Source organism: Vibrio sp. Vb1554 (genome assembly GCF_033344235.1).
In genome coordinates this window covers 16,215-38,645 of the sequence record NZ_JAWPOJ010000020.1, presented here as the reverse complement: position 1 = coordinate 38,645, position 22,431 = coordinate 16,215, and the positions used below count along the sequence as shown (strand labels likewise).

The following is a 22,431-nucleotide window of genomic DNA, read 5'->3' as shown; positions in this document are numbered from 1 at the left end:
AATTATCTGATAATAACAAAAAACTTTATAGCGTCATTAGTTATTACGTTCAACAGGCGTTTAATTATCCATTTTTTAATATTTTCTTGATGTCGTCCTCATTCTTGTAGGACGAATGGATCTTGATCAGGCCTTGGCTAATGGCATGTTGACAGGCAGTTCTTATGTTACCTGTTGCAAAGCTAGCAGCAGGCGCATTATCGATGGCTTTTAAGAACACCCAGTGGCTTTGCTTATCCTTCAAGCTGACTTCTCGTGCGATGTGAGTAGCAAGCAATAACAGATCGAGTAATTCCTCATCGTTAATTGCAGTGTAGGCTCGGGGTAAGAACGGATAATCGCTGATGCCCATACGAATAATACGATTGACGTTGTGCTGCTGTGCGAACTCATCCACCCAAGTCTGGAATTTTTCGAACATGACTTCGGCAGAAGCATCACGGTCAGCGTTCGGTTCTATGTAGAGTAAGTTCGCATCTGAGAAATGGTAAAGACGCGACGGTTTTTCTATTTTTTCCGCAAGGAAGTCGCCAAATGCCCGTTCTAGTTCTAGACCTGCCTTATAGCCGTTATGGACGTACATGCTTCGTAAGAATGGCAAATCGATCATAACAAAGCGTAGGCGATCATTAAGTGGTTCGTGGATCAATTCACCCATTTGCCATTGCTCGAAAGTTTCGCTCGACTTTTTCAATGAGCGAGAAAGCTTAACATTCAGCATACGCAAGTTACGTAAACGAGAGCGAGAGTGGGTGAAGAGGTCGTTACGCAGTTTTTCGATTTCACTTGCTTGGCGCTGCATAATGACACCACGGCGCATAATGAACAAAAACATGACCAAGACAGTAATAAACAATGCAAATGAGATTTTCTGGAATTTACGATGCTCTCTTTCCACTTGCTCTAAGCGTTCTGATTGACCGATGTAATGGATGGTTTGTTCGGCAAATTCTTTTTGCTGACGGAACGCATCCTCACTGATTTGGTTAAGCTGCTTTTGTTCTAGACGAACGAGGTTGGTGTATTTTTTATAAGCTTGCAGAGAAAGTTTGTATTCGCCTGCCTGCTCGTAACCCAACCCAAGTAAACGGTATGACTGCTGCTTAATGAAGTTGTTATTTTCAGGTGACTTTTCAGCAAGTGCTAACGCCAGCTTAGCATTAGTAATGACGTCTTTACTGTCATTTTGATGATAAGCCAGACCTGACTGAAGCAGGGCAGCCTTTGCTTCAAGCTTAGGAATATTGGTGTATTCTAAAAGCTCTTTAGAGCGGTCTAAGTACTGCTCTGCTAGCGCGTAGTTATAGAGTTGTAGGTAGGTAGCCGCCAAGCTTAAGCGAATTTTAATGATTCTATTGATGTTCTTACTGGTACTTTCATGGTCAAGCACGTTGAAGTAATGCACTAACGCAAGGTTAAACTTACCCTGATAAAAGTAGATGTCGCCCATTTGCTCTAGGACGTCCGCTAGGATCGGAGAGCTAGGGTAAGAGTCATAAAAATCTGCGGCTTGAGATAAGTATTCGATCGCTTTGTCGTACACTCGTCGCTCCTGGAAGAGCCTAGCCAAAAGGCGATTCACTTTTGCTAATCTTGCACCACTGTTACTTTCAATAGATTGCCAATAACCGTATAGCAGCTCTGACAAAGCCAAATTGTATTTCTTGCTATTGAGGTAAAACTCGCCGACGGCTGTGTAGTAGTCGATCAAGGCTAACTCAGAGCGGCTATCGTCAAGCATGGTCTTTGCTTCAGAGTACAAGTTTTCCGCTTTAATGATATCGCCACTATGTGAAGCGAGGAGTGCTCTTTGCATCACTAGTCGGTAGCGAACGCTGTCGGTGCGTTGTAATACGGCATCGGCTTCATCGAGCTGTTGTTCAATTTGGTTAAGCGTGTCTTCCGCTTTTGAGTAGTTTTCGTCGTACATCCAAATCATTTGGTTGCGCATCAGCTGGAGATCTAAGTCCATGTACGGCAATTGATATTCTTGCGCTAAGCGTTCCGCTTTATTTAGGTGCTCGATAGCCGAACGAACATTACCCATGGCGTAATCTGCCTGAGCGATAATCTTGTGCGCTTCGATGGTGCTGCTTGGTGTGCGAACGCTACGATCTGTTTCGTCGCGAGACATGGCTGAAGGGCTGTCACTTTCTTTGCGTTCTGTTAGCTCACGCTGTGACAAATAGTTGGTTGCCGCTTGTTTTGCTTGTGATGGTTCTATTTCCGCCAATTGTTGTGCTTCGTTGAGTAACGCGGACGATAAAATGGTTGCATGAAGTGGCTGTACAAACAGCAAGCAAAGAAAGCCAATCAATTTGAATAGACGCGAACTGTCCCAAAACATCCTTTCGTTCCCTCGAACTGTTTTTAGATATGGCGATAACGGCGAAAAGCCTCAATTAGCCGTTTAAATGCGGGTTGAAGCCATTTGATATAGTAACATGCTTGGACAATAAAAACGTCCGGCAACCCTTTAGATTGCCGAACTTATTTCTGTTGCCTATGCGCTTACTGACGAGCCATACGGTGATTGTGAGCTGGCTTATCTTGTTCCGTTGAGCGGTAAGGGTTGATATCCAAGCCTCCACGGCGCGTATAGCGGGCAAATACGGTCAGTTTGCTTGGTTGGCAGTATTTCATTAGATCCGTAAAAATACGCTCTACACACTGTTCGTGGAACTCATTGTGCTCGCGGAAAGACACTAAGTAACGTAACAGCTTCTCACGAGCTATTTTTGCGCCTTGGTAGCGAATTTCTACACTGCCCCAGTCGGGTTGGTTAGTGATCAAACAGTTTGATTTCAATAGGTGGCTATGTAGCACCTCTTCAACTTGTACTTCACCTGCTGCACCTTCAAGCAAATCGGCATCGAAATCGTAACTGGTGATGTTAATGTCTTGGTCATCAATACATTCACCGTCCATTGTTACGATAGGTTGATTGGTATAGTGGGTCACTGGATTCACCTCAACCAGCACCTTTTCACCTGCGCATTCAGAAAGGTCTTGTGTTAAACGCTCAGTCACTTCTTCCCAGCTTGCAAAGCGGGTTTGGTTATAGCTGTTTAAGTACAGTTTGAAAGACTTCGATTCAATCAAGTTTGCGCTGGTGGCTGGAATGTATACTTCGCCAACGGCCACTTGTGGTAAACCTTTACTATTTAACCAAGACAATTCGTACAGCGTCCAAATGTCGTGCCCCATGAAAGGCAGAGTATCGCCTAACTGGAGGTCATCTCGGTTCAGGCTGCGAGGGACTGGTTGCAGCAAGCTTGGGTCATACTGGTTCGCATACTCGGTCGTTTTACCTAGTGTTAAGCCAGCAAGCTCTTTAGCGTCAGAATATTTGCTCATACTTTGTGGTCGTTTTCGATTAGAATGGCGAGAATTTTACTGAATCCGCTGGTCAATTGCCATCCGGCAAGCACGGCTATCTGATAAATAAGGAATGAGGAGACCTTCATGACCCCAAACGTTACTCAGGCGCTACAAGAGTTCAGCCTGCGCTACCAACAAGCTTGGCAAGCTAAGCACAATGAGTTGCCAAGCAGTGAAGAGCTTGCAGAGCTTGTTTCTCCTTGTGTCGAAGAGAAGCGTGATGGAAAGGTGCTTTGGAAAGCGGTCGCACGTGATGAAATGGCCGATTTCACCAATGTGGAAAATGCGATTGAGTTGTCACTGCAAGATGATGTTAAAGCCTTTTATGGTTCTCAATACTGCGCTGATATGGAGGCAACTTGGCAAGGTAATTCGTTGACGCTGCTGCAAGTCTGGAGCGATGACGATTTCGTGCGTCTACAAGAAAATATTCTTGGTCATTTGGTGACGCAGCGCCGCTTGAAACTTAAACCAACAGTATTTATCGCAGCGACAGATGAGGAAATGGATGTGATTTCTATTTGTAACCTCACTGGCAATGTGATTCTAGAGCGTTTGGGCACCTCTAAACGTGATGTATTGGCAGATTCATTGGTTGAGTTCTTGAATAAGTTAGAGGCTGCCGTCTAAGTATGTATGTTGTTGAGTTGCAGTTTGAGTGTTTTGATAACACCACCGTCAGCGCGGTAGACAAAGCCATTAATGGCTTGATGGATGCTCTGCGTTACAACGGCCAAGTATTAGGTCGTGAATTCCCGATAGTGATGGGAGAAGGTGAATTTTTCGTTCGTGTTGTTTGCCCAGAACAAGACAGCTTGCATCCACGTTATCACTCAGATTTCGTCAAAGTGTGCATGAACCGTTTGTCGGATGCGTCTTTGCTTGCACCGAAAATGCGTATGCTGGGGCGTGATTTGAATTCAGAACAAGCAGCCGAAGAAGAGACACCTAGCTGGCAAGTGTTGTACACGACTTATGTTCATACGTGTTCGCCTTTGCGAAGTGGTGAAACCCTGTTGCCAATTCCTTTGTATCGTAATGAGCCAACACTTAATGGAGACCATAAAGCCGTCATTAAGTGGCAGACTGAGTGGCAAGCGTGTGATGAAATCCAAATGGCAGGGGGCTGCCGAGCGGAACATGCGGCGCTGCACGAAATTTGCGATGTGGATAGTGTGCTGTTTCGCCGAGGTTGGGACTTACGTGGCCGTATCGATTACATCACGAAGATCCCTACGTACTATTACCAGTATCGTGTCGGTGGTCAGTCGCTGGAGAGCGAGAAAGCGCGCAAGTGTCCAAAATGCGATGGCGAGTGGCTACTCGATGAGCCACTACATGACATATTTCATTTTAAGTGTGATGACTGCCGAATCGTGTCGAATATCTCTTGGGACCATCTTAAGTAGCGAATTGAAGCTACTTAAATGGGTAGATAGACAAATAGAAAGGGCTGATGTTTTCACATCAGCCCTTTTGTGTTTAGAACGTTGTTTTCAGTCATGTTTTGAAAAGTGGGATTACCAACCTTTCACAACACCGCCTTTGAACAGTTCTTTTGCCGCTTCGTAAACTTCTTCCGTTTGGTAAGCTTTTACGAAGTTTTGTACGTTTTGCGCATTAACATTTTCTTCGCGAGCGACAATTAGGTTTACGTATGGTGAGTCTTTATCTTCAACGAACACGCCGTCACGCTCTGGCGATAGGTCGATAGAGCTTGCGTAAGTGGTGTTGATGATAGATAGCGTTACGTCATCCAGTGAACGTGGAAGCTGTGGGGCTTCTAGTTCAATGATTTCGATATTTTTAGGGTTGCCTACGATGTCACGTACTGTAGCGAGTAGACCAACGCCATCACGTAGCGTAATTAAACCTTGCTGCTCAAGAAGCAGTAGTGAGCGACCTAGGTTAGTTGGGTCGTTTGGTACTGCGATGCGTGCGCCATCTTGAATTTCATCAATTGATTTTACTTGCTTTGAGTAACCAGCAATAGGGTAAACGAATGAGTTACCCGCGATAGCCAGTTTGTAGCCGCGGTCTTTCACTTGTTGGTCTAGGTATGGTTTGTGCTGGAACGCATTCGCGTCTACTGAACCATCATCCAGAGCGGCGTTTGGTGTTACGTAATCGGTAAATGTTACTAGCTCAACGTCTAGGTTGTATTTCTCTTTTGCTACTTTAGCGGCAACTTCGGCTACTTGTGCTTCAGCACCAGCAATAACGCCAACTTTTACTTTGTTTACGTCTACTTCTTTGTCGCCGCAACCCGCTAGAGCAAGAGCAGAGGCGGCCGTTGCTACAGTCAAAAGACCTTTAAGGCTAAATTTCATCTTTATCTCCTTATAATTTGTATTTTTGATGCTTATCTGTGGTCTACACGGCGCACCACTGCGTCGCCGATAGACTGAATAATCTGTACTAGAACAATCAACATCACGACAGTCACGGCCATGATAGTTACATCGTAGCGGTGGAAACCGTAACGAATGGCTACGTCACCTAGGCCGCCGCCGCCTACCGTACCCGCCATAGCTGAGTAGCTAACGAGAGTGACCAAGGTAATCGTTACTGAGTTAACAATAGTCGGCATTGCTTCAGGTAGTAGAACTTTTGTGATGATCTGTGTTGGAGTCGCCCCCATTGACTGCGCTGCTTCCACCAAGCCTGTCGGTACTTCTAATAAAGCGCCTTCAATAAGACGAGCGACAAAAGGAATGGCGCCAATAGTCAGTGGGACGATTGCTGCGGTTGTACCGATAAAGGTTCCAACCAGCATTTTTGTCACTGGAATAATCGCAACCATCAGTACGAGGAATGGCACTGAGCGACCAATGTTAACGATAGCGCCTAAGCCGCTATTTAGTTTGGTGTTTTCAAGTAGGCCGCCTTTCTTAGTAATATGGAGGATTACGCCTAATGGAATACCCACAGCAAAGCCGACTAATCCGGCAACCGCAACCATGTAAAGCGTTTCCCACGTTGCACCTAAAAGTAGTTTGCTGTTTAAACTCAGCCATTCAGAAATCGTATTAAAGGACATAACCAAGTACCTCTACTTTTACGTTGTGCTTGCGCAGGTATTCAAGAGCTGCGTTGTCATCTTCTTCGTTACCAAATAGCTCTGCGACCATCATGCCGAATTTCACGCCACCAGCGTAATCAAGGTCGGAACTCAAAATACTCACATCAATATTGTATTTACGAGAAATTTGCGACATTAACGGTGCATCGACGGTTGCGCCAGTAAACTCTAAGCGAACCAACGGGTAGCTGCCATCAACACGCTCTGTTTGCAGACGTGCTTGGTAATCTTCAGGAATGGAAAGATCCAGTGTTGAGCGAATGAATTGGTGCGCCAGCTCCGTTTTAGGGTGCGCAAAAATATCGCCAACGGTGCCTTTTTCCACCAGCTCACCACCACCGATGATTGCTACTTCGTGACAGATACTTTTTACGACTTCCATTTCGTGAGTGATAAGTAAAATCGTGATGTTGAGTTTGCGGTTGATCTCTTTCAATAACTCAAGGATAGATTGAGTTGTTGCCGGATCTAGTGCGCTAGTGGCCTCATCACAAAGCAGCACGCTAGGATCGGATGCCAATGCACGAGCAATTGCCACACGCTGTTTTTGGCCGCCACTTAAGTTAGATGGGTAGCTCTCGTGTTTGTCGGCTAAGCCTACAAGCTTTAGCAACTCAGTTACTTTTGTTGTGATTTGCGATTTGTCTTTACCTGCCAGTTCTAGGGGTAATGCCACATTATCAAACACAGTACGAGACGAAAGCAGGTTAAAGTGCTGGAAGATCATGCCAATGTTACGGCGTGTTTCGACTAGTTGTTTTTTACTGAGTTTGGTTAGATCCACACCATCAACGATGATGGAACCAGAGGTCGGTGCTTCTAGCATGTTGACACAGCGGATCAGCGTACTTTTACCAGCACCTGATGAACCGATAACACCAAAGATGGTGCCTTTGTCGATGTGTAGGTTAATGTCTTTCAGGGCAAGGATTTCCTTACTGCCTTGGTAGAACACTTTATTGACGTTTTTTATTTCTATCATGTTTCAACCTGCCCAAAGATACGGGGAACTTCGCTGTCAAAAACGGCCTTTGACAGAACTTAATGTTGAGCTTTATCTCAATTTTCAGTTGATGCTATGGGTTAAGCAGAATGAAGTCAATAGATATTTTTACGTCTAGACGTCTAAATGTATGGATGTTCTGTTTTGAAACGAAGATGTATAGATAACAAGCAGGAGGTAGACGGCGGGGCACCCTCAGATTTACCGATTCTTGCCCAACAAATCAACCGTTTTGTCGAGGCCTAGAATGAATTAGATAGTGTTGAAGTTTATAAGGTATGTAATAATCTGATTAAACCGAGTTAATAGAGAAATACGTTTTGGCAAAACCTGCTGTTTTTATCGATCGTGATGGCGTAATAAACGTTGACCACGGCTACGTTCATGACGAACATGATTTTGAGTACATTGATGGTGTATTTGAAGCGACGAAAGCGCTAAAAGATAAAGGCTACCTTCTAGTGTTAGTGACGAATCAATCGGGCATCGCACGCGGTAAATTCAGTGAAGACCGTTTCTTGTCTCTGACTCAATGGATGGATTGGAACTTTGCTGATAATGGTGTTGAGTTCGATGGTATCTATTACTGTCCACATCATCCAGAACATGGCATTGGCGAGTACAAGCAAGATTGTGAGTGCCGTAAGCCAAAACCAGGCATGTTCATTTCTGCGCGTGACTTCTTGAAGATCGACATGGAGAAATCTGTGATGATCGGCGATAAAGCTGAAGACATGATGGCAGCAGAAGCGGCAGGCGTTGGCACTAAGATTTTGGTTCGCACTGGTAAGCCAGTAACAGAACAGGGCGAAGCCATTGCAACGGTAGTATTAGATAGCATTGCAGATGTGCCTGCGTACTTAAACAAGTAATCTGCATTACTGACTGAGTTAAGGGAAGCCACTGCTTCCCTTTTGTTTGATTCCTTCTTTTAGTCTGAACACTTATGAGCAAAAAACTCACCATTCTTGATATCGCAAAATTGGCAGGCGTGGGCAAATCGACAGTAAGCCGTGTGCTTACTAACGATCCAAAAGTGAAACCGCAAACGCGTGAGAAGGTAGAGCAAATCATTCGTGAATCAGGCTACGTCCCATCAAAGTCGGCGCAGTCGATGCGTGGTGGCAGTCAAAAGGTTATTGGGGTTATCATCTCCCGTTTAGATTCACCATCAGAAAATCGCGCCGTTGGTACCATGCTCAATGCTTTGTATTCCGCTGGTTATGATGCGGTGATCATGGAGAGCCAATTCGATCGCGATAAAACCAATGAGCATTTGGATGTGCTTAAACGTCGCAACGTCGATGGGGTGATCGTGTTTGGCTTTACTGGATGTGATGAGCGAGCATTGGCGGAGTGGGGGAATCGTATCGTCGTGATCGCGATGGACACGCAAATGGTTTCCTCGATCAACTACGATAACCAAGGTGTGATAGACATGGCTTTGTCTCACCTTGAGCAGCAATCTTTATCTCGCATTGCTTATATTGGTGTTGATCCTGAAGACAAAACCACTGGCTTAGCTCGTCTAAATGCTTATAAAGCTTGGTGTCAACGCAAGCAAATTGCACCTTGTTTCCAAACGGGTAAGTTGAGCCATGAAAGTGCTTATCAGTTGGTAGACAAAGTCCTTCAATCTGATACTCAGGCCATCGTGTGCGCCAGTGACACCATCGCGTTGGGCGTGATTAAGCGTCTTCAAGAGTTAGGCCGTGAAGACGTGGTTGTGACAGGTGTTGGTGGTAATGAATTGCTCTCTTTCCTTTTCCCTAAAGTATTTAGTGTCGACCCAGGTTATACCCTTGCAGGTGAGAAGTCCGCTAACATGCTGATCAATCAATTAAATGGTGATGAGGAAGTGGTTCACTTTACTCAACAGCCTATCGTTTGTTAATCCACACTAAAACGATCTGCTCTAAAATTATACTGTGATCATTCTCAATTAATGGGACTGTTCCCATTTTGTTTTTTGTCTTCGAATGGCAATATTAAAATTAAGAAATGGGAATGTTCCCATTTATAAAAACAAAATGATGAATCGAATGTATCCAATACAGGGTGGACAAAGTTATGAGTAAGATTGCGCGTAAAGACGTGGAGCGTCTTATTGAGCTGGTCGGGGGGCCGGACAATATTGCCAGTGTAAGTCACTGTTTAACTCGCTTGCGTTTTGTTCTAAATGATACGGACAAAGCAGATACGAAACAGTTAGAAACATTACCGATGGTGAAGGGCTGTTTTACCAACGCAGGCCAGTTCCAAGTGGTTATCGGTACTGAAGTGGATGAAGTTTACAAGGTACTGATCGGACTGACGGGTAAAAGTGAAGCCAGCAAAGACGAAGCGAAGAACGCTGCTCGTCAAAACATGAATATCGTTGAGCGTGGTATTTCCCACCTTGCAGAAATCTTTGTACCACTGCTACCAGCGATCATCACCGGTGGTCTGATCCTTGGTTTCCGTAACGTGATTGGCGACATCAAGATGTTTGATGGTCAAACGCTAACGGAAATCAGCCAGTTTTGGGCAACTGTACACTCTTTCTTATGGCTGATTGGTGAGGCGATCTTCTTCTTCCTACCAGTTGGCGTATGTTGGTCGACAGTGAAAAAGCTCGGCGGTACTCCGATTCTGGGTATCACGCTTGGTGTAACATTGGTTTCGCCGCAGTTGATGAACGCCTACCTGATTGGTAAGCAAGTACCCGAAGTGTGGGATTTTGGCTTATTCGCCATCGAAAAAGTGGGCTATCAGGCGCAAGTGATTCCAGCAATGCTTGCTGGTATGGCTCTGGCGTTTATTGAAACCAACTTAAAACGCATCATTCCGTCTTACCTTTACCTAGTGGTCGTGCCGTTTGTCTCTATCATCGTGTCTGTGATTCTTGCGCACTCTATCATTGGCCCATTCGGTCGTATGTTGGGTGATGGTGTTGCTTTCGCAGCAAAAGCAGCCATGACAGGTGACTTCGCAATGATTGGCTCAACCATCTTCGGCTTCCTATACGCGCCATTGGTCATTACTGGTATTCACCACACAACCAACGCGGTTGACCTTCAATTAATGCAAGAGCTAGGCGGCACGCCAATTTGGCCTCTGATTGCGCTTTCAAATATTGCTCAAGCGTCTGCGGTTGTCGGCATCATTATCATCAGTAAAAAACATGGCGAGCGTGATATCTCAGTACCTGCGGCTATCTCTGCTTACCTTGGTGTGACCGAGCCGGCGATGTACGGCATCAACTTGAAATACAAGTTCCCAATGCTGAGCGCGATGATCGGTAGTGCGTGTGCTGCTGCTATTTGTGGTAGTGCGGGCGTAATGGCGAACGGTATCGGTGTGGGCGGTTTGCCGGGCATCTTGTCTATCCAACCGCAGTTCTGGGGCATTTTTGCTTTGGCTATGTTAGTCGCAATGCTAGTACCTGCTGCATTAACGTTAATTCTTTATAAGCGTGCACAAGCCAAAGGTGAGCTTGAGCCTGCAAACGCGTAATTCTATTTGAGGCAGTGACTTGGCTGCCTCCTCCTATTTTTCTTTTCAAATTTTAAGTTTCCGATTACTGGTAAGTGAGTGTTAGAAATGGCTATGACCAAGCATGATGAGAGCTGGTGGAAAACCGCAACCATCTATCAAATTTACCCAAAAAGCTTTTGTGACAGTGGCAGTAAAGGCACGGGCGACATCAAAGGGATCATTTCTAAGCTGGATTATCTTAAGCATCTTGGTGTGGATGCGATTTGGCTGACGCCGGTTTACCAATCGCCAATGATCGACAACGGTTATGACATATCCGATTACTACTCGATCAACCCTGAGTTCGGCACTATGGAAGATTTCGATACTTTGCTAGCAGAAGCGCATCAGTTGGGTATTCGTATCATCATGGACATTGTAGTGAACCACACGTCGACAGAACACAAGTGGTTCCAATCCGCACTGGGTGATAAAAACAGCCCATACCGTGATTACTACATCTGGAAAGATCCGGTAGATGGTGTAGAACCAAACAACTGGCAATCTAAGTTTGGTGGTAACGCTTGGGCGCTGGATGAAAAAACAGGCCAGTACTATTTGCACCTTTTTGCTAAAGAGCAAGCGGACTTAAACTGGGAAAACCCAGTAGTGCGTGAAGAAGTGAAAGAAGTCATCAACTTCTGGGCAGACAAAGGTGTCGATGGTTTCCGTCTCGACGTTATCAACCTGATTTCCAAGCAGCAAGATTTTCCAAGTGACGATATTGGTGATGGTCGTCGTTTCTACACGGATGGTCCACGTGTGCACGAATACCTTCAAGAGATTAGCGAATCTGTGTTTCAAAAATACGGCAGCGTGACGGTGGGTGAAATGTCTTCCACTACGCTAGAGCACTGCCAGCAATATTCTTCGCTAGACGGCAAAGAGCTATCCATGGTGTTCAACTTCCATCATCTGAAAGTCGATTATCCAAATGGTGAAAAATGGACCAAAGCGCCGTTTGATTTCATTCAGTTAAAACAGATCTTCAATCATTGGCAAACGGGCTTAAATGGCAAAGGGTGGGGGGCGCTGTTCTGGTGTAACCACGACCAACCACGCGTTGTGAGCCGATTAGGTAACGACGAGCAATACCGTGTTGAATCTGCCAAGATGCTTGCGGCATCGGTACACATGATGCAAGGTACGCCTTATGTCTACCAGGGGGAAGAGATCGGCATGACCAACCCGGGTTATACCGAAATCAGCCAATATCGTGATGTTGAAAGTACTAACATGTACGACATCATGGTCAACCGTGATGGTGTATCTCATGACGATATGATGGCGATCTTGGCACAGAAGTCGCGTGATAACTCACGTACACCAATGCAATGGAACAGTGCAAAACACGCGGGCTTTACTGAGGGCACGCCGTGGCTTGAAGTGGCGCAGAATTACTCTGAAATCAATGCTGAAGCTGCGGTTGCCGATTTGAACTCGGTGTTCTACTTTTACAAGCGTCTGATTGAACTGCGTAAACAGGTTCCAGTCATCACCGATGGCCGTTACGAGGACCTGCTGCCAGAGCACAAACGTATTTTCGCTTACGCTCGTCAGAACGATAAGCAAACGCTGCTGTGTATCAATAACTACTACGCAGAAGAGGTGGAATGCGTTCTGCCAGAACGTTTTGATATGAGTAAAGCGAAAAACTTGCTATCTAACTATCAAAACTCAGCGAGCGCAGTCGCGTCAAACCATCAAGTGTTACGACCTTACGAAACTCGTATTTTATTGATAGAAGAATAAACTCGGGTGTCATCACCCCTAAGATTGATGTTCGAGATGAAGGCTTTGGTGTGCTCCCCAAAGCCTTCTTTTATTGAGATATCTCTAAAAATGCGAGCTTATTTTGTTTCAATCGCTGTTAGCTGCACTTTCTCTTCGTTGATTTGTACTTGTTGTACTTTTAGTAGTTCAATTTGTTCAATCAGACCTAAGCTCGGATTAAACCAACGTTCTGCCGAAGTAGCGAACTCCATTGAGTCCATGTCATCACAGTTCAGGTTGTAGATGTTCTCTTCCATCAGGTATGCCGCTTCAATTTTCTTGCCTGAGATCGAGAACGCTTTACGCACGCCAGTCTCTCGGATTTGCTGTTGCCAAACCACTTGGCAAGATGCTGTCATAGGAAGGTTTTGTACCCACTCATGATCTTCAAAACGGTCTAGAAGGTTGTGAACTGCGTAGCCTGTAAGAGTGGTTTGCAGAGACATAGTTTCTTCACCGATGTCAATATTCGGGCTTTTCTCTTTTACGTCGTCACCGTTTAGGCGGAAAATCGGACCGCTGTGCATAAGCATGGCAATAAACTGATGACCAATGAAATAAGCGTCAGTGATTTCATGGAGTGCACCATCTGATCCTGCAAAGTAAAGCGTATTGCTCTCTTCGTCGTCGTTGTACTGCTCGTCTGAATAGTAGAACTGTTCGGCGCCGTAGTTCACCAAGTCATTAACCAACTGGACCATTGCCTCGCTGTTTGGGATTTGTGCCAATGCTGCCAATATTTGCTCGCGACCCATCGCTTGGAAGCTCAGTTTCATGTCGCCTTCTGGTTGGCCATCCAAGCTAAATGCGTAGTTTAGCTGTGTGCTTGGCGTGGGAGCGAAGATTGAGTTGTGAATCGAGACGTCGAAACTTTCTTGAGGCACTTTGTTTGGATTCGCACTGCCAGAAGACGAACCTCCGCCACAGCCGTAAAGAGCCAGAGTTGCTGCTGCGATAAGCGTCATTTTGTTTAGCATGGTTTACATTCCTGATTGATAAGGCCGCTTCATGTTGGGCCGTTGCTTGAATGCGAGCATGCTAAGTTCAGTGAGAGAAAAAGGGCAAAAAACAAAAGATAACAGGGGTTAATGAAAGCTTAATTTTATATTTAGGTCTTTGTTTTATTTGGAGTTATTTCGTTGGCCACATTAGTGCAATACTCGTTAATGAGCGCTTTCCATCGGCTTATGATTTCTTGATCGGTCACACTAACATGCAACGTTTTCCACGGTTGGAGGCAAGTCTCTTTTGATTCAGATTGAGAAAGACGCTCAAACAAGGTTTCGGAAGGTAAAACGCGCAGCAGCGCCACCAGTGATTCCATGTAGTTGAGACGGAACTGTTCAAGTTTGTTCTGCTTGTAAGCAATGTGAGACACAAAGGTATAAATCAGTGCGTTTTGGATACGTGAGTCGCCATCTGGTGTCGTTAACAGAGCTTTTGCCCTGTCTAAGTTACCTAATTTGAAATGCAATAGACCTAACCAGAGGCTCAGCTCATCTGGCAAAACATCAAACGACGATTGTACTTGAGTTAAATACGCTTCCAGCTTTTGATGTTCGTGCTCGTATAAGGCGAGATGTCTTGCCGTTGTTATAGCCGCAAACTCATCAGATTGTCGGAGAGGTTGGCTAGAAAAGGCATTCTCGAATAACATTTTTTTGTGAAGATCCGAAAGCTGCCACGTACTTGCCGAAGGTGCAGGCAGATTGAAGTATTGCGCGACATCCGAGTGCATTTGGAAAATATCCGATTGTAGGTCAGATAAACGCAGTGTGTACTCATTGCGAAACGCCAGCTTGCCCGTCGCAGGATAAATAAGGTTCATCTGCGCTTTCAAGATGCCTTGCTCTGCGCCGTCTTTTAACTCGATATTGAGCTCGTAGTCGCTGGTCTGCATGTTTCGTGCGCCAGGGAAATATGGCGTATGACCGATAGGATCAAGAAAGTAACTGGGAGCATCTTGGTTGGCGATGTCGGTGTATGGATATTCGACCTGTTGTTGCAGCAAGATGGCTTTGACCAGTATGCGGTATTTTCGCGCCTGAGAGCCGATTGAATCGACACGGTTGAGTAGTAGCTCGACTTTGGGAATCAGTAGTTGATGACGTGTTTGTTGTGTTGAGATTTCTTGGCGTTGCCATAACAAGCTTGCGAGTGTCATGCTACATACCGCAAGTATGGCACATAAGCTGTAAGCAAAAATCAGCTTGAAGTTCTTATTACTCGCCACCTGGGTTGAGATAACGCGCCGATGGTTTTTCGCTGGTGGCACTAAACGAATATTGGCAGGGTTAAGAAAGTAGCCTTTGCGGGGGTAAGTGACTAAAAGCTTAGCGGCATCGTATTCGGGTAAGTACTGCTGTAGCAGTGCACGTAAGGTGCTAATGCGGTTCGTGAGCACATTCTTAGAGATGAACTTGCTCTGCCAAATGGTTTCAATAATGGTGTCAGCAGAGAGTGGGTGGCCAACGCTTGTTAACAGCAGTTCTAATAATTCAACGGTGCGAGGTTCAAGATCAATCGCGATAGCATCTTGATGAAGGCTCTGTGTCTTCGGGTTATAGATCAGCTCTCCAATCGCAATACAACTGTGAGTCTGTTTAGCTTGTTGCAGAAAGTCGCGCATACCGTACCGATCTATTTGGAAATCGCGAAGTATTATATAGCGATTGGAGCGCGAAATCTTATAAATCGCGCTTCAATCATTATCAAAAATTTATGAACCGTAGGTCACGGAATAGCGGTGCGGTTTGTGGTTCATCGCTAACACGACATTGAGTGCAAACGCCCCCAAAATTGAAAGGCCAATCACTTCTGGTGTGACAAAGAAGAATGAAGCAAACAGGATACATGCATCGATTGCCATTTGGCTTTTGCCAACTGAAATGCCAAATTTGTCTTGGATAAACAAACACAGCACGTTAAAGCCACCTAAGCTGGAGCGATGTCTGAATAGGATCAGCATACCGAGCCCCATTAAAAGCCCGCCTGCGACGGCGCAATAAACTTCATTTACCGATTCGAGCGAGATTAGCAAATAAAGATGATCGGCAAAGATAGAAACCAACGCGCCAGAAGTGGCACTATTAATGGCGAAATGACGGCCGAAGCGTTTCCATGCTAGTAAGTAAAAAGGACTGTTTGCTAAAAAGTACAGCACACCAAAGGTAAAAGGTGTAAATTGGCTAATAAGCAGAGCCAATCCAGTCGTGCCTCCCGTTAGAAGGTTCGCGGATTGGAGAAAGAAAACGCCTTGAGCTACTAAAAAGGTACCCGTGAGAATCGCTATCCAGTCTTCTTTTAATGAGTGTTTTTCCATCAATGTTGCAGTCATTAGTGATAAATAAGGCGTGCATAGTAGTAAAAAGATGATCTTTTCGGTAGCTAGAGGGTAAAATTTACGGTAAACCTATGTAATTGCTGTTTTACAGGGTGTAAAGCACAAATTTGACAGGCAATAGATTGTCGTTATGCGATTGCAATGCTGGCATGATAAACATTGCTTGTCATCATGAAAAAACTGCATGAGAAAAATTGTAAATTTCTCTTTATGACCTAAATCAAATTATGTAGAATGCGCGCCATTAGGGTGACGAAAACGTTTGCGTCGGGTCATTCAACAGTTTTTTTGCAACTTTCAGTACTAATCTGAGTCAGGAGATACAGATGCTTAAGCGTGATATGAACATCGCAGATTACGATGCGGAACTGTTCGCAGCTATCCAGGAAGAAACTCTTCGCCAGGAAGAACACATTGAACTTATCGCTTCTGAAAACTACACAAGCCCACGTGTAATGGAAGCGCAAGGTTCTCAGCTAACGAACAAATACGCTGAAGGCTACCCAGGTAAGCGTTACTACGGCGGTTGTGAGTACGTAGATAAAGCTGAAGCACTAGCAATTGAGCGTGCATGCCAACTATTTGGTTGTGAGTACGCTAACGTACAGCCTCACTCAGGTTCTCAAGCAAACAGCGCAGTTTACATGGCGCTTCTTAACCCTGGCGATACAGTTTTAGGCATGAGCCTAGCACACGGTGGTCACCTAACTCACGGTTCACCAGTAAACTTCTCGGGTAAGCACTACAACGTTATCCCTTACGGTATCGATGAAGCTGGTCAAATCAACTACGACGAGATGGAACAGCTAGCACTTGAACACAAACCTAAGATGATCATCGGTGGTTTCTCTGCTTACTCGCAAATCGTTGATTGGAAACGCATGCGTGAAATCGCTGACAAAGCAGGTGCTTACTTATTTGTTGATATGGCGCACGTAGCTGGTCTTATCGCTGCCGGTGAATACCCAACACCAGTACCGCATGCTCACGTGGTAACAACAACGACGCACAAAACACTAGCAGGTCCTCGCGGTGGTCTTATCTTGTCAAATGCTGGCGAAGATATGTACAAGAAACTGAACTCAGCAGTGTTCCCAGGTGGTCAAGGTGGCCCTCTAATGCACGTTATCGCTGGTAAAGCAGTAGCGTTCAAAGAAGCGATGGAGCCAGAGTTCAAAGCTTATCAAGCTCGCGTAGTGAAAAACGCAAAAGCAATGGTTGGTCAGTTCCAAGAGCGTGGCTACAAAATCGTATCTAATGGTACAGAAAACCACTTGTTCCTTGTTGACCTAATCGACAAAGATATCACTGGTAAAGACGCAGACGCGGCACTAGGTGCAGCAAACATCACTGTAAACAAGAACTCAGTACCAAATGACCCACGCAGCCCATTCGTAACGTCTGGTATCCGTGTAGGTACGCCAGCGATCACTCGCCGTGGCTTCACTGAAGAAGATGCAAAAGAGCTAGCAAACTGGATGTGTGACGTTCTAGATAACATCGGCAACGAAGAAGTTATCGAAGCGACAAAACAGAAAGTGCTAGAAATTTGTAAGCGTCTACCAGTTTACGCCTAACTGCTTTTCATAGAGTGAGTCGATTTCGGTGTCGAACATACTCATTTGCTCGCGCAAACTCCGTGTGTTCTTCTAGAACTCGACTCATCTATTTTGAACATTGATATACTAAAGGTCCTCATTTGAGGGCCTTTTTGTTTGTCTGGCGTTTGGAATGAGATATAGCGAGAGTGTGTGATAAGGGGATGGCTACCAACACTGTCCCTTTTCAATATATCCAAACCACGTCATTCCGATGAGCCTAGGCGAGATCAGGAATCTTGTTGAGGCGCACTCTTTTACTCAGAGTTTCTCTAAAAATCATCAGTACTCTGAAAACTGATTCTGAATCACGCTCGTTCCTCGCTGTTCAGAATGACAGTGGTAGAATGGCTTTTTATCATCATTTGTCAGATACAAAAAAGGTTGGCACTGAGCCAACCTTTTCTCTTCAAAACAAGCTTTTCAAAACAAGCGAGAGCTTATTTAATCTCGATACCTTGAGCTTGCATATCGGCATGGTAAGAAGAGCGCACAAATGGACCACACGCTGCATGCGTGAAGCCAAGTTCTAGTGCAACTTCTTTTAGCTCGTCAAACTCTGATGGTGGAACGTAACGTTCTACTGGCAAGTGGTGACGGCTTGGCGCTAAATACTGGCCTAGAGTCAGCATCGTTACGCCGTGTGCGCGTAGATCTTTCAGTACTTCGATGATTTCTTCTTTGGTTTCACCAAGACCCATCATCAAACCAGACTTGGTCGGTACATCGGGATGCTGCTCTTTGAACTTCTTAAGAAGCTCAAGTGACCATTTGTAGTTCGCACCTGGGCGAGCTTTACGGTAAAGACGTGGCGCGGTTTCTAAGTTGTGGTTGAAGACATCTGGCGGATTGTCTTTCATTAGATCAAGCGCTACATCCATGCGACCACGGAAGTCAGGAACCAGTGTTTCAATCTTAATATGCGGGTTTAACGCACGGATCTCGCGGTTACAATCGGCAAAGTGTTGTGCACCGCCGTCACGCAGATCGTCACGGTCAACAGAAGTGATTACTACGTATTTCAGCTTCATATCGGCAATGGTTTTCGCCAGTTTTTGAGGCTCTTCTGCTTCCGGTGGTAATGGGCGGCCATGAGCAACGTCACAGAAAGGACAACGACGAGTACAAATAGCACCTAAGATCATGAAGGTTGCTGTACCGTGGTTAAAACATTCCGCTAGGTTCGGGCAAGATGCTTCTTCACATACGGAGTGAAGTTTATTCTTACGCATCGCCGCTTTGATGTCTTGAATTCGTTGGCTGTCGGCTGGTAGCTTGATCTTCATCCAATCAGGCTTACGTAGCACTTCTTTCTGCTCTGTAGGCATGTTCTTTACGGGAATCAATGCCATTTTATCGGCGTCACGATATTTAACGCCTTTTTCCATCTGGATTGGTTTGCTCATGCTTTATTACCTTGAGAAGGTGCTTCTGTGCTGAATTCTACTTGCTCATAATCGAGCAAAGTAACGAGTTCTTCTATTAATTGTTTTTCTACGGCTTCTACATTGTCTGGGCCGCCAAATTGGCTGACCTGAACCATTTCCATACCTTCATAACCACAAGGGTTAATACGCAGAAACGGTGTTAAATCCATATTTACGTTCAAGGCTAAACCATGAAACGAGCATCCTTTACGAATGCGTAAACCGAGAGAGCATATTTTCTTACCGGCAACGTAGACACCTGGTGCGTCAGGTCGTGCGGCTGAGTCAATATTGTATGCTTTTAGCGTGTTGATCACGAGGTTCTCGATTGTGGTAACGAGATCTCGTACACCTAATTTTTTGCGGCGTAGGTTGATCAAGAAGTAGGCGACCAACTGACCAGGGCCATGATACGTAACCTGGCCTCCGCGATCACTTTGTACAACAGGAATATCGCCAGTGTTAATCAAGTGCTCAGCTTTACCTGCCTGTCCTTGCGTAAATACTGGGTTATGTTCTACCAACCAGACTTCATCACGGGTTTCTTCTGTGCGTTGGTCGGTGAACTCATGCATCGCCTTCCATACAGGCTCATAGTCTTGGCGGCCAAGTCGTTTTACAACAAGTTGGTGTTGCATGGGAATTCCTGTTGCTAATATATAAAGTTTTTGGATTATAAACCGGATAACCCTGATGCTCTACCGCTGCGTAACAGATTTTTAACTGAAAGCGATGTAAAGCCTCGTTATCTCTTTGATAAATAAAAAGAAAGCAGCCAAGGCTGCTTTCAAAAAAAATTTAATCTATCAAAAAATTATAGAACCATGCGTACGATGTCAATTTCACCTAACTCTTTGTACAGTGTCTCAACCTGCTCGATAGAGGTTGCAGTAATGTTGATTGACACAGAGTGGTAGTTGCCCTTAGCACTTGGTTTAACGGTCGGGCTGTAGTCACCTGGAGCATGGCGCTGAATAACTTCAAGAACAAGCTCTGGAAGTTCAGGCTTTGCATGACCCATTACCTTGTAAGTAAATGAACAAGGGAACTCAAGCAGGTCTTTTAATTTTGCATCAGAGTTGATGGTTAGCATATCGATAACTCCAGTAGATATTCGTTGCGGTGCGAAATAGTACAGTCAAATTAGGGGGAACTCAAGACGAGGAGCTCAAACTTAAAAAGCCGCCCATTCAGGCGGCTTTGCGAATAAGTTTGCTACTCTAACGTTCTTTTTAGAAGAAGCTCTTGAATAACAATACGATGTAATCCCACATGCGGCTAAATAGACTACCTTGCTCTACGGTTTCTAGTGCCATTAGTGGGTACTCGGCAATATCTTCACCATCGATCTGATAGTATAGCTTACCAACTACATCACCTTTATTAATTGGGGCTTCTAGCTCTTTTTCAAGGACGAAGCTTGCTTTTAAGTTTTTCGCTTCACCACGCGGTAGTGTTACGTAAGTATCTTGGTCAAGACCCAGTGCTACGGTGTCTTTGTTACCCATCCACACTTTTTCTTCTACGAACGTTTCACCTGCTTTGTGCGGTGCCACTGTTTCGAAGAAACGGAAGCCGTAGCTTAGCAGCTTTTTGCTTTCTGACTTACGAGCATTGGCATCTTTAGTGCCCATAACGACCGCAACCAAGCGCATTTGACCTTCAGTTGCTGAACTTACTAGGCTGTAACCCGCATTACTTGTGTGACCCGTTTTGATGCCGTCAACGTTCATGCTCTTATCCCAAAGTAGACCGTTACGGTTGTATTGGGTGATGCCGTTGTAAGTAAATTTCTTCTCTGAGTACACTCGGTACTCATTTGGTACGTCACGGATAAGTGCTTTACCTAGCAGTGCCATGTCGTATGGTGTTGAGTACAATTCTGCGTTATCTAAGCCATGAACGTTGGCAAAGTGCGAGTTAGTCATACCCAATGTGTTGGCCCAAGCGTTCATTAGGTCAACAAATGCATCTTCTGAACCTGCAATATGTTCTGCCATCGCAACACAGGCATCGTTACCTGACTGGACGATGATACCTCGGTTCAGGTCACGTACTTTAACTGTTGTGCCTACTTCAATGAACATCTTTGATGAATCAGGGAAGTTTTTCGCCCACGCATTTTTACTGATGGTGACATCATCATCTTCTGAGATATTACCACGCGCTAGCTCTTGGCCGATTACATAGCTGGTCATCATCTTAGTCAGACTAGCTGGAGACAATTTTGTGTTCATCTCTTTCTCTGCTAGTACTTTACCTGAATGGTAATCCATCAGCACGTAGCCCTTCGCCGCGATTTGAGGGGCATCTGGAACAACGATAGGTGATGCAAGAGCAGATTGAGCGAAAGTTGCAGAAAGGGCAACCGAAGAAACGAGAATAGATTTCACAAACTTATTTTTATTCATGGTAATTCAAATTTTTGGGTTAACTGCAGACATCTTATCAGAATCCCTAGTTATGTAAGAGGGGGATCAAAGAGAAATTCATGACACGAGGTCATTTGGCAGTGTTGTGTTTTTTAATAAATGCAGACGAATAGCCGAGCAACTTTACTTTATCTAATGTGGCTTGCGTCAGGGAATAGTCAGTAAATGGCCCTAACAACAAGCGATAAGACTCTTTCGCACTCTCTAGGAAAGTTTCTGTATCCAATTTTTGACCAAGCTCGGTACCTAAAGTTCGCGCGCGTTCTTCATTTTTTGATGATGCCACTTGAATAACGTACCTAGGGTGCGCTTCTAATGACTTTTTATCCGTGGGCTGATTGATACTGATCACTTCAATTTCCACGTTCGCGGTGCCTGTTTTTATGACATCTAACTTGTGCGCGGCGGCATAGCTTAAATCAATGATACGGCCATCGTGAAAAGGACCTCGGTCATTAACTCGTACTATGGTGGTTTTGCCGTTGTCAGTATTGGTAACTTTTACGTAACTTGGTAACGGTAGCGTTTTATGCGCTGCCGTCATTGAGTACATGTCATAGATTTCGCCATTAGAAGTCAAATGACCTTGGAATTTTTTCCCATACCAAGATGCTCGGCCTTTTTCTTTAAAGCCTTTCGCATTGCGAACTATTTTGTAGTCTTTGCCACGCAAGTGGTAATCTTTGTTCCCACCTAGGCTGTACGGTTCATATTTAGGATGCGCATCCTCGATGTGTTCGACTGAAAGCGGTGTATCCGGTGCAACATCGGATTCGAGTTCGTAACGGCCTTCTTGTTCTTTTTGGCTAGTTGATGAACAGCCTGCCAAAATAAGAGCAGAGAAAACCAAGGAATATAAAGCGCGTTTTTGCATGT

Annotated in this window: 20 protein-coding genes; 7 read left to right on the top strand and 13 right to left on the bottom strand. The window is 45.0% G+C overall.

Translation table 11 applies throughout. The features are described from left to right. Nucleotides 1-64: 64 nt before the first annotated feature. The gene (locus tag R8N28_RS16470) at nucleotides 65-2,347 is read right to left on the bottom strand and encodes a tetratricopeptide repeat protein (protein ID WP_017635678.1); all 2,283 of its coding nucleotides are present in this window, start codon (nucleotides 2,345-2,347) and stop codon (nucleotides 65-67) included. A 164-nt stretch (nucleotides 2,348-2,511) separates the two neighbouring features. Beyond that, a complete protein-coding gene (gene queF / locus R8N28_RS16465; RefSeq protein ID WP_025768898.1) occupies nucleotides 2,512-3,357 on the bottom strand; it encodes an NADPH-dependent 7-cyano-7-deazaguanine reductase QueF in 846 nt (281 codons plus the stop codon). Nucleotides 3,358-3,465: 108 nt separating this feature from the next. On the opposite strand from queF, the gene syd reads away from it, so the two are divergent. Both syd and R8N28_RS16455 read left to right on the top strand, forming a co-directional pair. Next, the gene (gene syd, locus R8N28_RS16460) at nucleotides 3,466-4,011 is read left to right on the top strand and encodes a SecY-interacting protein (protein ID WP_025768899.1); all 546 of its coding nucleotides are present in this window, start codon (nucleotides 3,466-3,468) and stop codon (nucleotides 4,009-4,011) included. 2 nt (nucleotides 4,012-4,013) lie between these two features. Then, nucleotides 4,014-4,790, top strand: coding sequence for a Zn-ribbon-containing protein (locus R8N28_RS16455; RefSeq protein WP_065274234.1), 777 nt, complete (start codon nucleotides 4,014-4,016; stop codon nucleotides 4,788-4,790). Between the two features lie 111 nt (nucleotides 4,791-4,901). Here R8N28_RS16455 and R8N28_RS16450 read toward each other — a convergent pair whose 3' ends face one another. From R8N28_RS16450 to metN, 3 genes are read right to left on the bottom strand one after another with little or no spacing between them, the layout of a single operon-like run. After that, entirely contained in the window at nucleotides 4,902-5,711 is an 810-nt protein-coding gene (locus R8N28_RS16450; protein ID WP_005381966.1) for a MetQ/NlpA family lipoprotein, read from the bottom strand. 32 nt (nucleotides 5,712-5,743) lie between these two features. After that, nucleotides 5,744-6,421, bottom strand: coding sequence for a methionine ABC transporter permease (locus R8N28_RS16445; RefSeq protein WP_005383604.1), 678 nt, complete (start codon nucleotides 6,419-6,421; stop codon nucleotides 5,744-5,746). Then, entirely contained in the window at nucleotides 6,411-7,445 is a 1,035-nt protein-coding gene (gene metN, locus R8N28_RS16440) for a methionine ABC transporter ATP-binding protein MetN (RefSeq protein WP_065274235.1), read from the bottom strand. The genes R8N28_RS16445 and metN overlap by 11 nt, the downstream gene beginning before the upstream one ends. Before the next feature lie 341 nt (nucleotides 7,446-7,786). Here metN and gmhB point away from each other — a divergent pair, with 341 nt between their 5' ends. The 4 genes from gmhB to treC all read left to right on the top strand — a co-directional run bounded on the left by gmhB (nucleotide 7,787) and on the right by treC (nucleotide 12,734). Next, complete coding sequence (gene gmhB / locus R8N28_RS16435; RefSeq protein WP_005381961.1) at nucleotides 7,787-8,338, top strand: D-glycero-beta-D-manno-heptose 1,7-bisphosphate 7-phosphatase; 552 nt, start codon at nucleotides 7,787-7,789, stop codon at nucleotides 8,336-8,338. A gap of 74 nt (nucleotides 8,339-8,412) precedes the next feature. Then, the gene (treR, locus tag R8N28_RS16430) at nucleotides 8,413-9,360 is read left to right on the top strand and encodes a trehalose operon repressor TreR (protein ID WP_005381960.1); all 948 of its coding nucleotides are present in this window, start codon (nucleotides 8,413-8,415) and stop codon (nucleotides 9,358-9,360) included. 176 nt (nucleotides 9,361-9,536) lie between these two features. Next, nucleotides 9,537-10,961 carry a PTS trehalose transporter subunit IIBC gene (treB, locus tag R8N28_RS16425; protein ID WP_005383602.1) on the top strand — a complete coding sequence of 475 codons (1,425 nt, stop codon included), beginning with the start codon at nucleotides 9,537-9,539 and terminating at the stop codon, nucleotides 10,959-10,961. 87 nt (nucleotides 10,962-11,048) lie between these two features. After that, nucleotides 11,049-12,734 carry an alpha,alpha-phosphotrehalase gene (treC, locus tag R8N28_RS16420; protein ID WP_065274236.1) on the top strand — a complete coding sequence of 562 codons (1,686 nt, stop codon included), beginning with the start codon at nucleotides 11,049-11,051 and terminating at the stop codon, nucleotides 12,732-12,734. Between the two features lie 98 nt (nucleotides 12,735-12,832). On the opposite strand, the gene R8N28_RS16415 is transcribed toward treC, so the two are convergent. The 3 genes from R8N28_RS16415 to R8N28_RS16405 all read right to left on the bottom strand — a co-directional run bounded on the left by R8N28_RS16415 (nucleotide 12,833) and on the right by R8N28_RS16405 (nucleotide 16,077). After that, the gene (locus tag R8N28_RS16415; RefSeq protein ID WP_005381957.1) at nucleotides 12,833-13,732 is read right to left on the bottom strand and encodes a hypothetical protein; all 900 of its coding nucleotides are present in this window, start codon (nucleotides 13,730-13,732) and stop codon (nucleotides 12,833-12,835) included. 131 nt (nucleotides 13,733-13,863) lie between these two features. Next, nucleotides 13,864-15,384 carry a winged helix-turn-helix domain-containing protein gene (locus R8N28_RS16410; RefSeq protein WP_065274237.1) on the bottom strand — a complete coding sequence of 507 codons (1,521 nt, stop codon included), beginning with the start codon at nucleotides 15,382-15,384 and terminating at the stop codon, nucleotides 13,864-13,866. Between the two features lie 90 nt (nucleotides 15,385-15,474). Then, nucleotides 15,475-16,077, bottom strand: coding sequence for a YitT family protein (locus R8N28_RS16405; protein ID WP_065274238.1), 603 nt, complete (start codon nucleotides 16,075-16,077; stop codon nucleotides 15,475-15,477). Between the two features lie 347 nt (nucleotides 16,078-16,424). Between R8N28_RS16405 and glyA the strand changes: the two genes are divergently transcribed. After that, complete coding sequence (gene glyA / locus R8N28_RS16400; protein ID WP_005381985.1) at nucleotides 16,425-17,675, top strand: serine hydroxymethyltransferase; 1,251 nt, start codon at nucleotides 16,425-16,427, stop codon at nucleotides 17,673-17,675. A gap of 461 nt (nucleotides 17,676-18,136) precedes the next feature. Here the strand turns inward: glyA and lipA are convergent, their stop codons facing one another. The 5 genes from lipA to R8N28_RS16375 form a co-directional block, all read right to left on the bottom strand. Further along, on the bottom strand, nucleotides 18,137-19,102 hold the full coding sequence (gene lipA, locus R8N28_RS16395) for a lipoyl synthase (protein WP_005391329.1): 966 nt from the start codon (nucleotides 19,100-19,102) through the stop codon (nucleotides 18,137-18,139). After that, a complete protein-coding gene (gene lipB / locus R8N28_RS16390; protein ID WP_005384137.1) occupies nucleotides 19,099-19,761 on the bottom strand; it encodes a lipoyl(octanoyl) transferase LipB in 663 nt (220 codons plus the stop codon). Before lipB ends, lipA begins: the two co-directional genes overlap by 4 nt. A 176-nt stretch (nucleotides 19,762-19,937) precedes the next feature. Beyond that, nucleotides 19,938-20,216 (bottom strand): DUF493 family protein YbeD, encoded by a 279-nt coding sequence (ybeD, locus tag R8N28_RS16385; RefSeq protein ID WP_005384135.1) that lies wholly within the window; start codon nucleotides 20,214-20,216, stop codon nucleotides 19,938-19,940. 139 nt (nucleotides 20,217-20,355) lie between these two features. Further along, the gene (locus R8N28_RS16380; RefSeq protein ID WP_005384132.1) at nucleotides 20,356-21,534 is read right to left on the bottom strand and encodes a serine hydrolase; all 1,179 of its coding nucleotides are present in this window, start codon (nucleotides 21,532-21,534) and stop codon (nucleotides 20,356-20,358) included. 91 nt (nucleotides 21,535-21,625) lie between these two features. Further along, entirely contained in the window at nucleotides 21,626-22,429 is an 804-nt protein-coding gene (locus R8N28_RS16375; RefSeq protein WP_017635670.1) for a septal ring lytic transglycosylase RlpA family protein, read from the bottom strand. Nucleotides 22,430-22,431 lie beyond the last annotated feature (2 nt).

Bases quoted from the DNA above. Each gene is read 5' to 3' on its own strand.
- R8N28_RS16470 (WP_017635678.1), bottom strand. From the start codon at position 2,347: ATGTTTTGGGACAGTTCGCGTCTATTCAAATTGATTGGCTTTCTTTGC.
- queF (WP_025768898.1), bottom strand. From the start codon at position 3,357: ATGAGCAAATATTCTGACGCTAAAGAGCTTGCTGGCTTAACACTAGGT.
- syd (WP_025768899.1), top strand. From the start codon at position 3,466: ATGACCCCAAACGTTACTCAGGCGCTACAAGAGTTCAGCCTGCGCTAC.
- R8N28_RS16455 (WP_065274234.1), top strand. From the start codon at position 4,014: ATGTATGTTGTTGAGTTGCAGTTTGAGTGTTTTGATAACACCACCGTC.
- R8N28_RS16450 (WP_005381966.1), bottom strand. From the start codon at position 5,711: ATGAAATTTAGCCTTAAAGGTCTTTTGACTGTAGCAACGGCCGCCTCT.
- R8N28_RS16445 (WP_005383604.1), bottom strand. From the start codon at position 6,421: ATGTCCTTTAATACGATTTCTGAATGGCTGAGTTTAAACAGCAAACTA.
- metN (WP_065274235.1), bottom strand. From the start codon at position 7,445: ATGATAGAAATAAAAAACGTCAATAAAGTGTTCTACCAAGGCAGTAAG.
- treR (WP_005381960.1), top strand. From the start codon at position 8,413: ATGAGCAAAAAACTCACCATTCTTGATATCGCAAAATTGGCAGGCGTG.
- treB (WP_005383602.1), top strand. From the start codon at position 9,537: ATGAGTAAGATTGCGCGTAAAGACGTGGAGCGTCTTATTGAGCTGGTC.
- treC (WP_065274236.1), top strand. From the start codon at position 11,049: ATGGCTATGACCAAGCATGATGAGAGCTGGTGGAAAACCGCAACCATC.
- R8N28_RS16415 (WP_005381957.1), bottom strand. From the start codon at position 13,732: ATGCTAAACAAAATGACGCTTATCGCAGCAGCAACTCTGGCTCTTTAC.
- R8N28_RS16410 (WP_065274237.1), bottom strand. From the start codon at position 15,384: ATGCGCGACTTTCTGCAACAAGCTAAACAGACTCACAGTTGTATTGCG.
- R8N28_RS16405 (WP_065274238.1), bottom strand. From the start codon at position 16,077: ATGGAAAAACACTCATTAAAAGAAGACTGGATAGCGATTCTCACGGGT.
- glyA (WP_005381985.1), top strand. From the start codon at position 16,425: ATGCTTAAGCGTGATATGAACATCGCAGATTACGATGCGGAACTGTTC.
- lipA (WP_005391329.1), bottom strand. From the start codon at position 19,102: ATGAGCAAACCAATCCAGATGGAAAAAGGCGTTAAATATCGTGACGCC.
- lipB (WP_005384137.1), bottom strand. From the start codon at position 19,761: ATGCAACACCAACTTGTTGTAAAACGACTTGGCCGCCAAGACTATGAG.
- ybeD (WP_005384135.1), bottom strand. From the start codon at position 20,216: ATGCTAACCATCAACTCTGATGCAAAATTAAAAGACCTGCTTGAGTTC.
- R8N28_RS16380 (WP_005384132.1), bottom strand. From the start codon at position 21,534: ATGAATAAAAATAAGTTTGTGAAATCTATTCTCGTTTCTTCGGTTGCC.
- R8N28_RS16375 (WP_017635670.1), bottom strand. From the start codon at position 22,429: ATGCAAAAACGCGCTTTATATTCCTTGGTTTTCTCTGCTCTTATTTTG.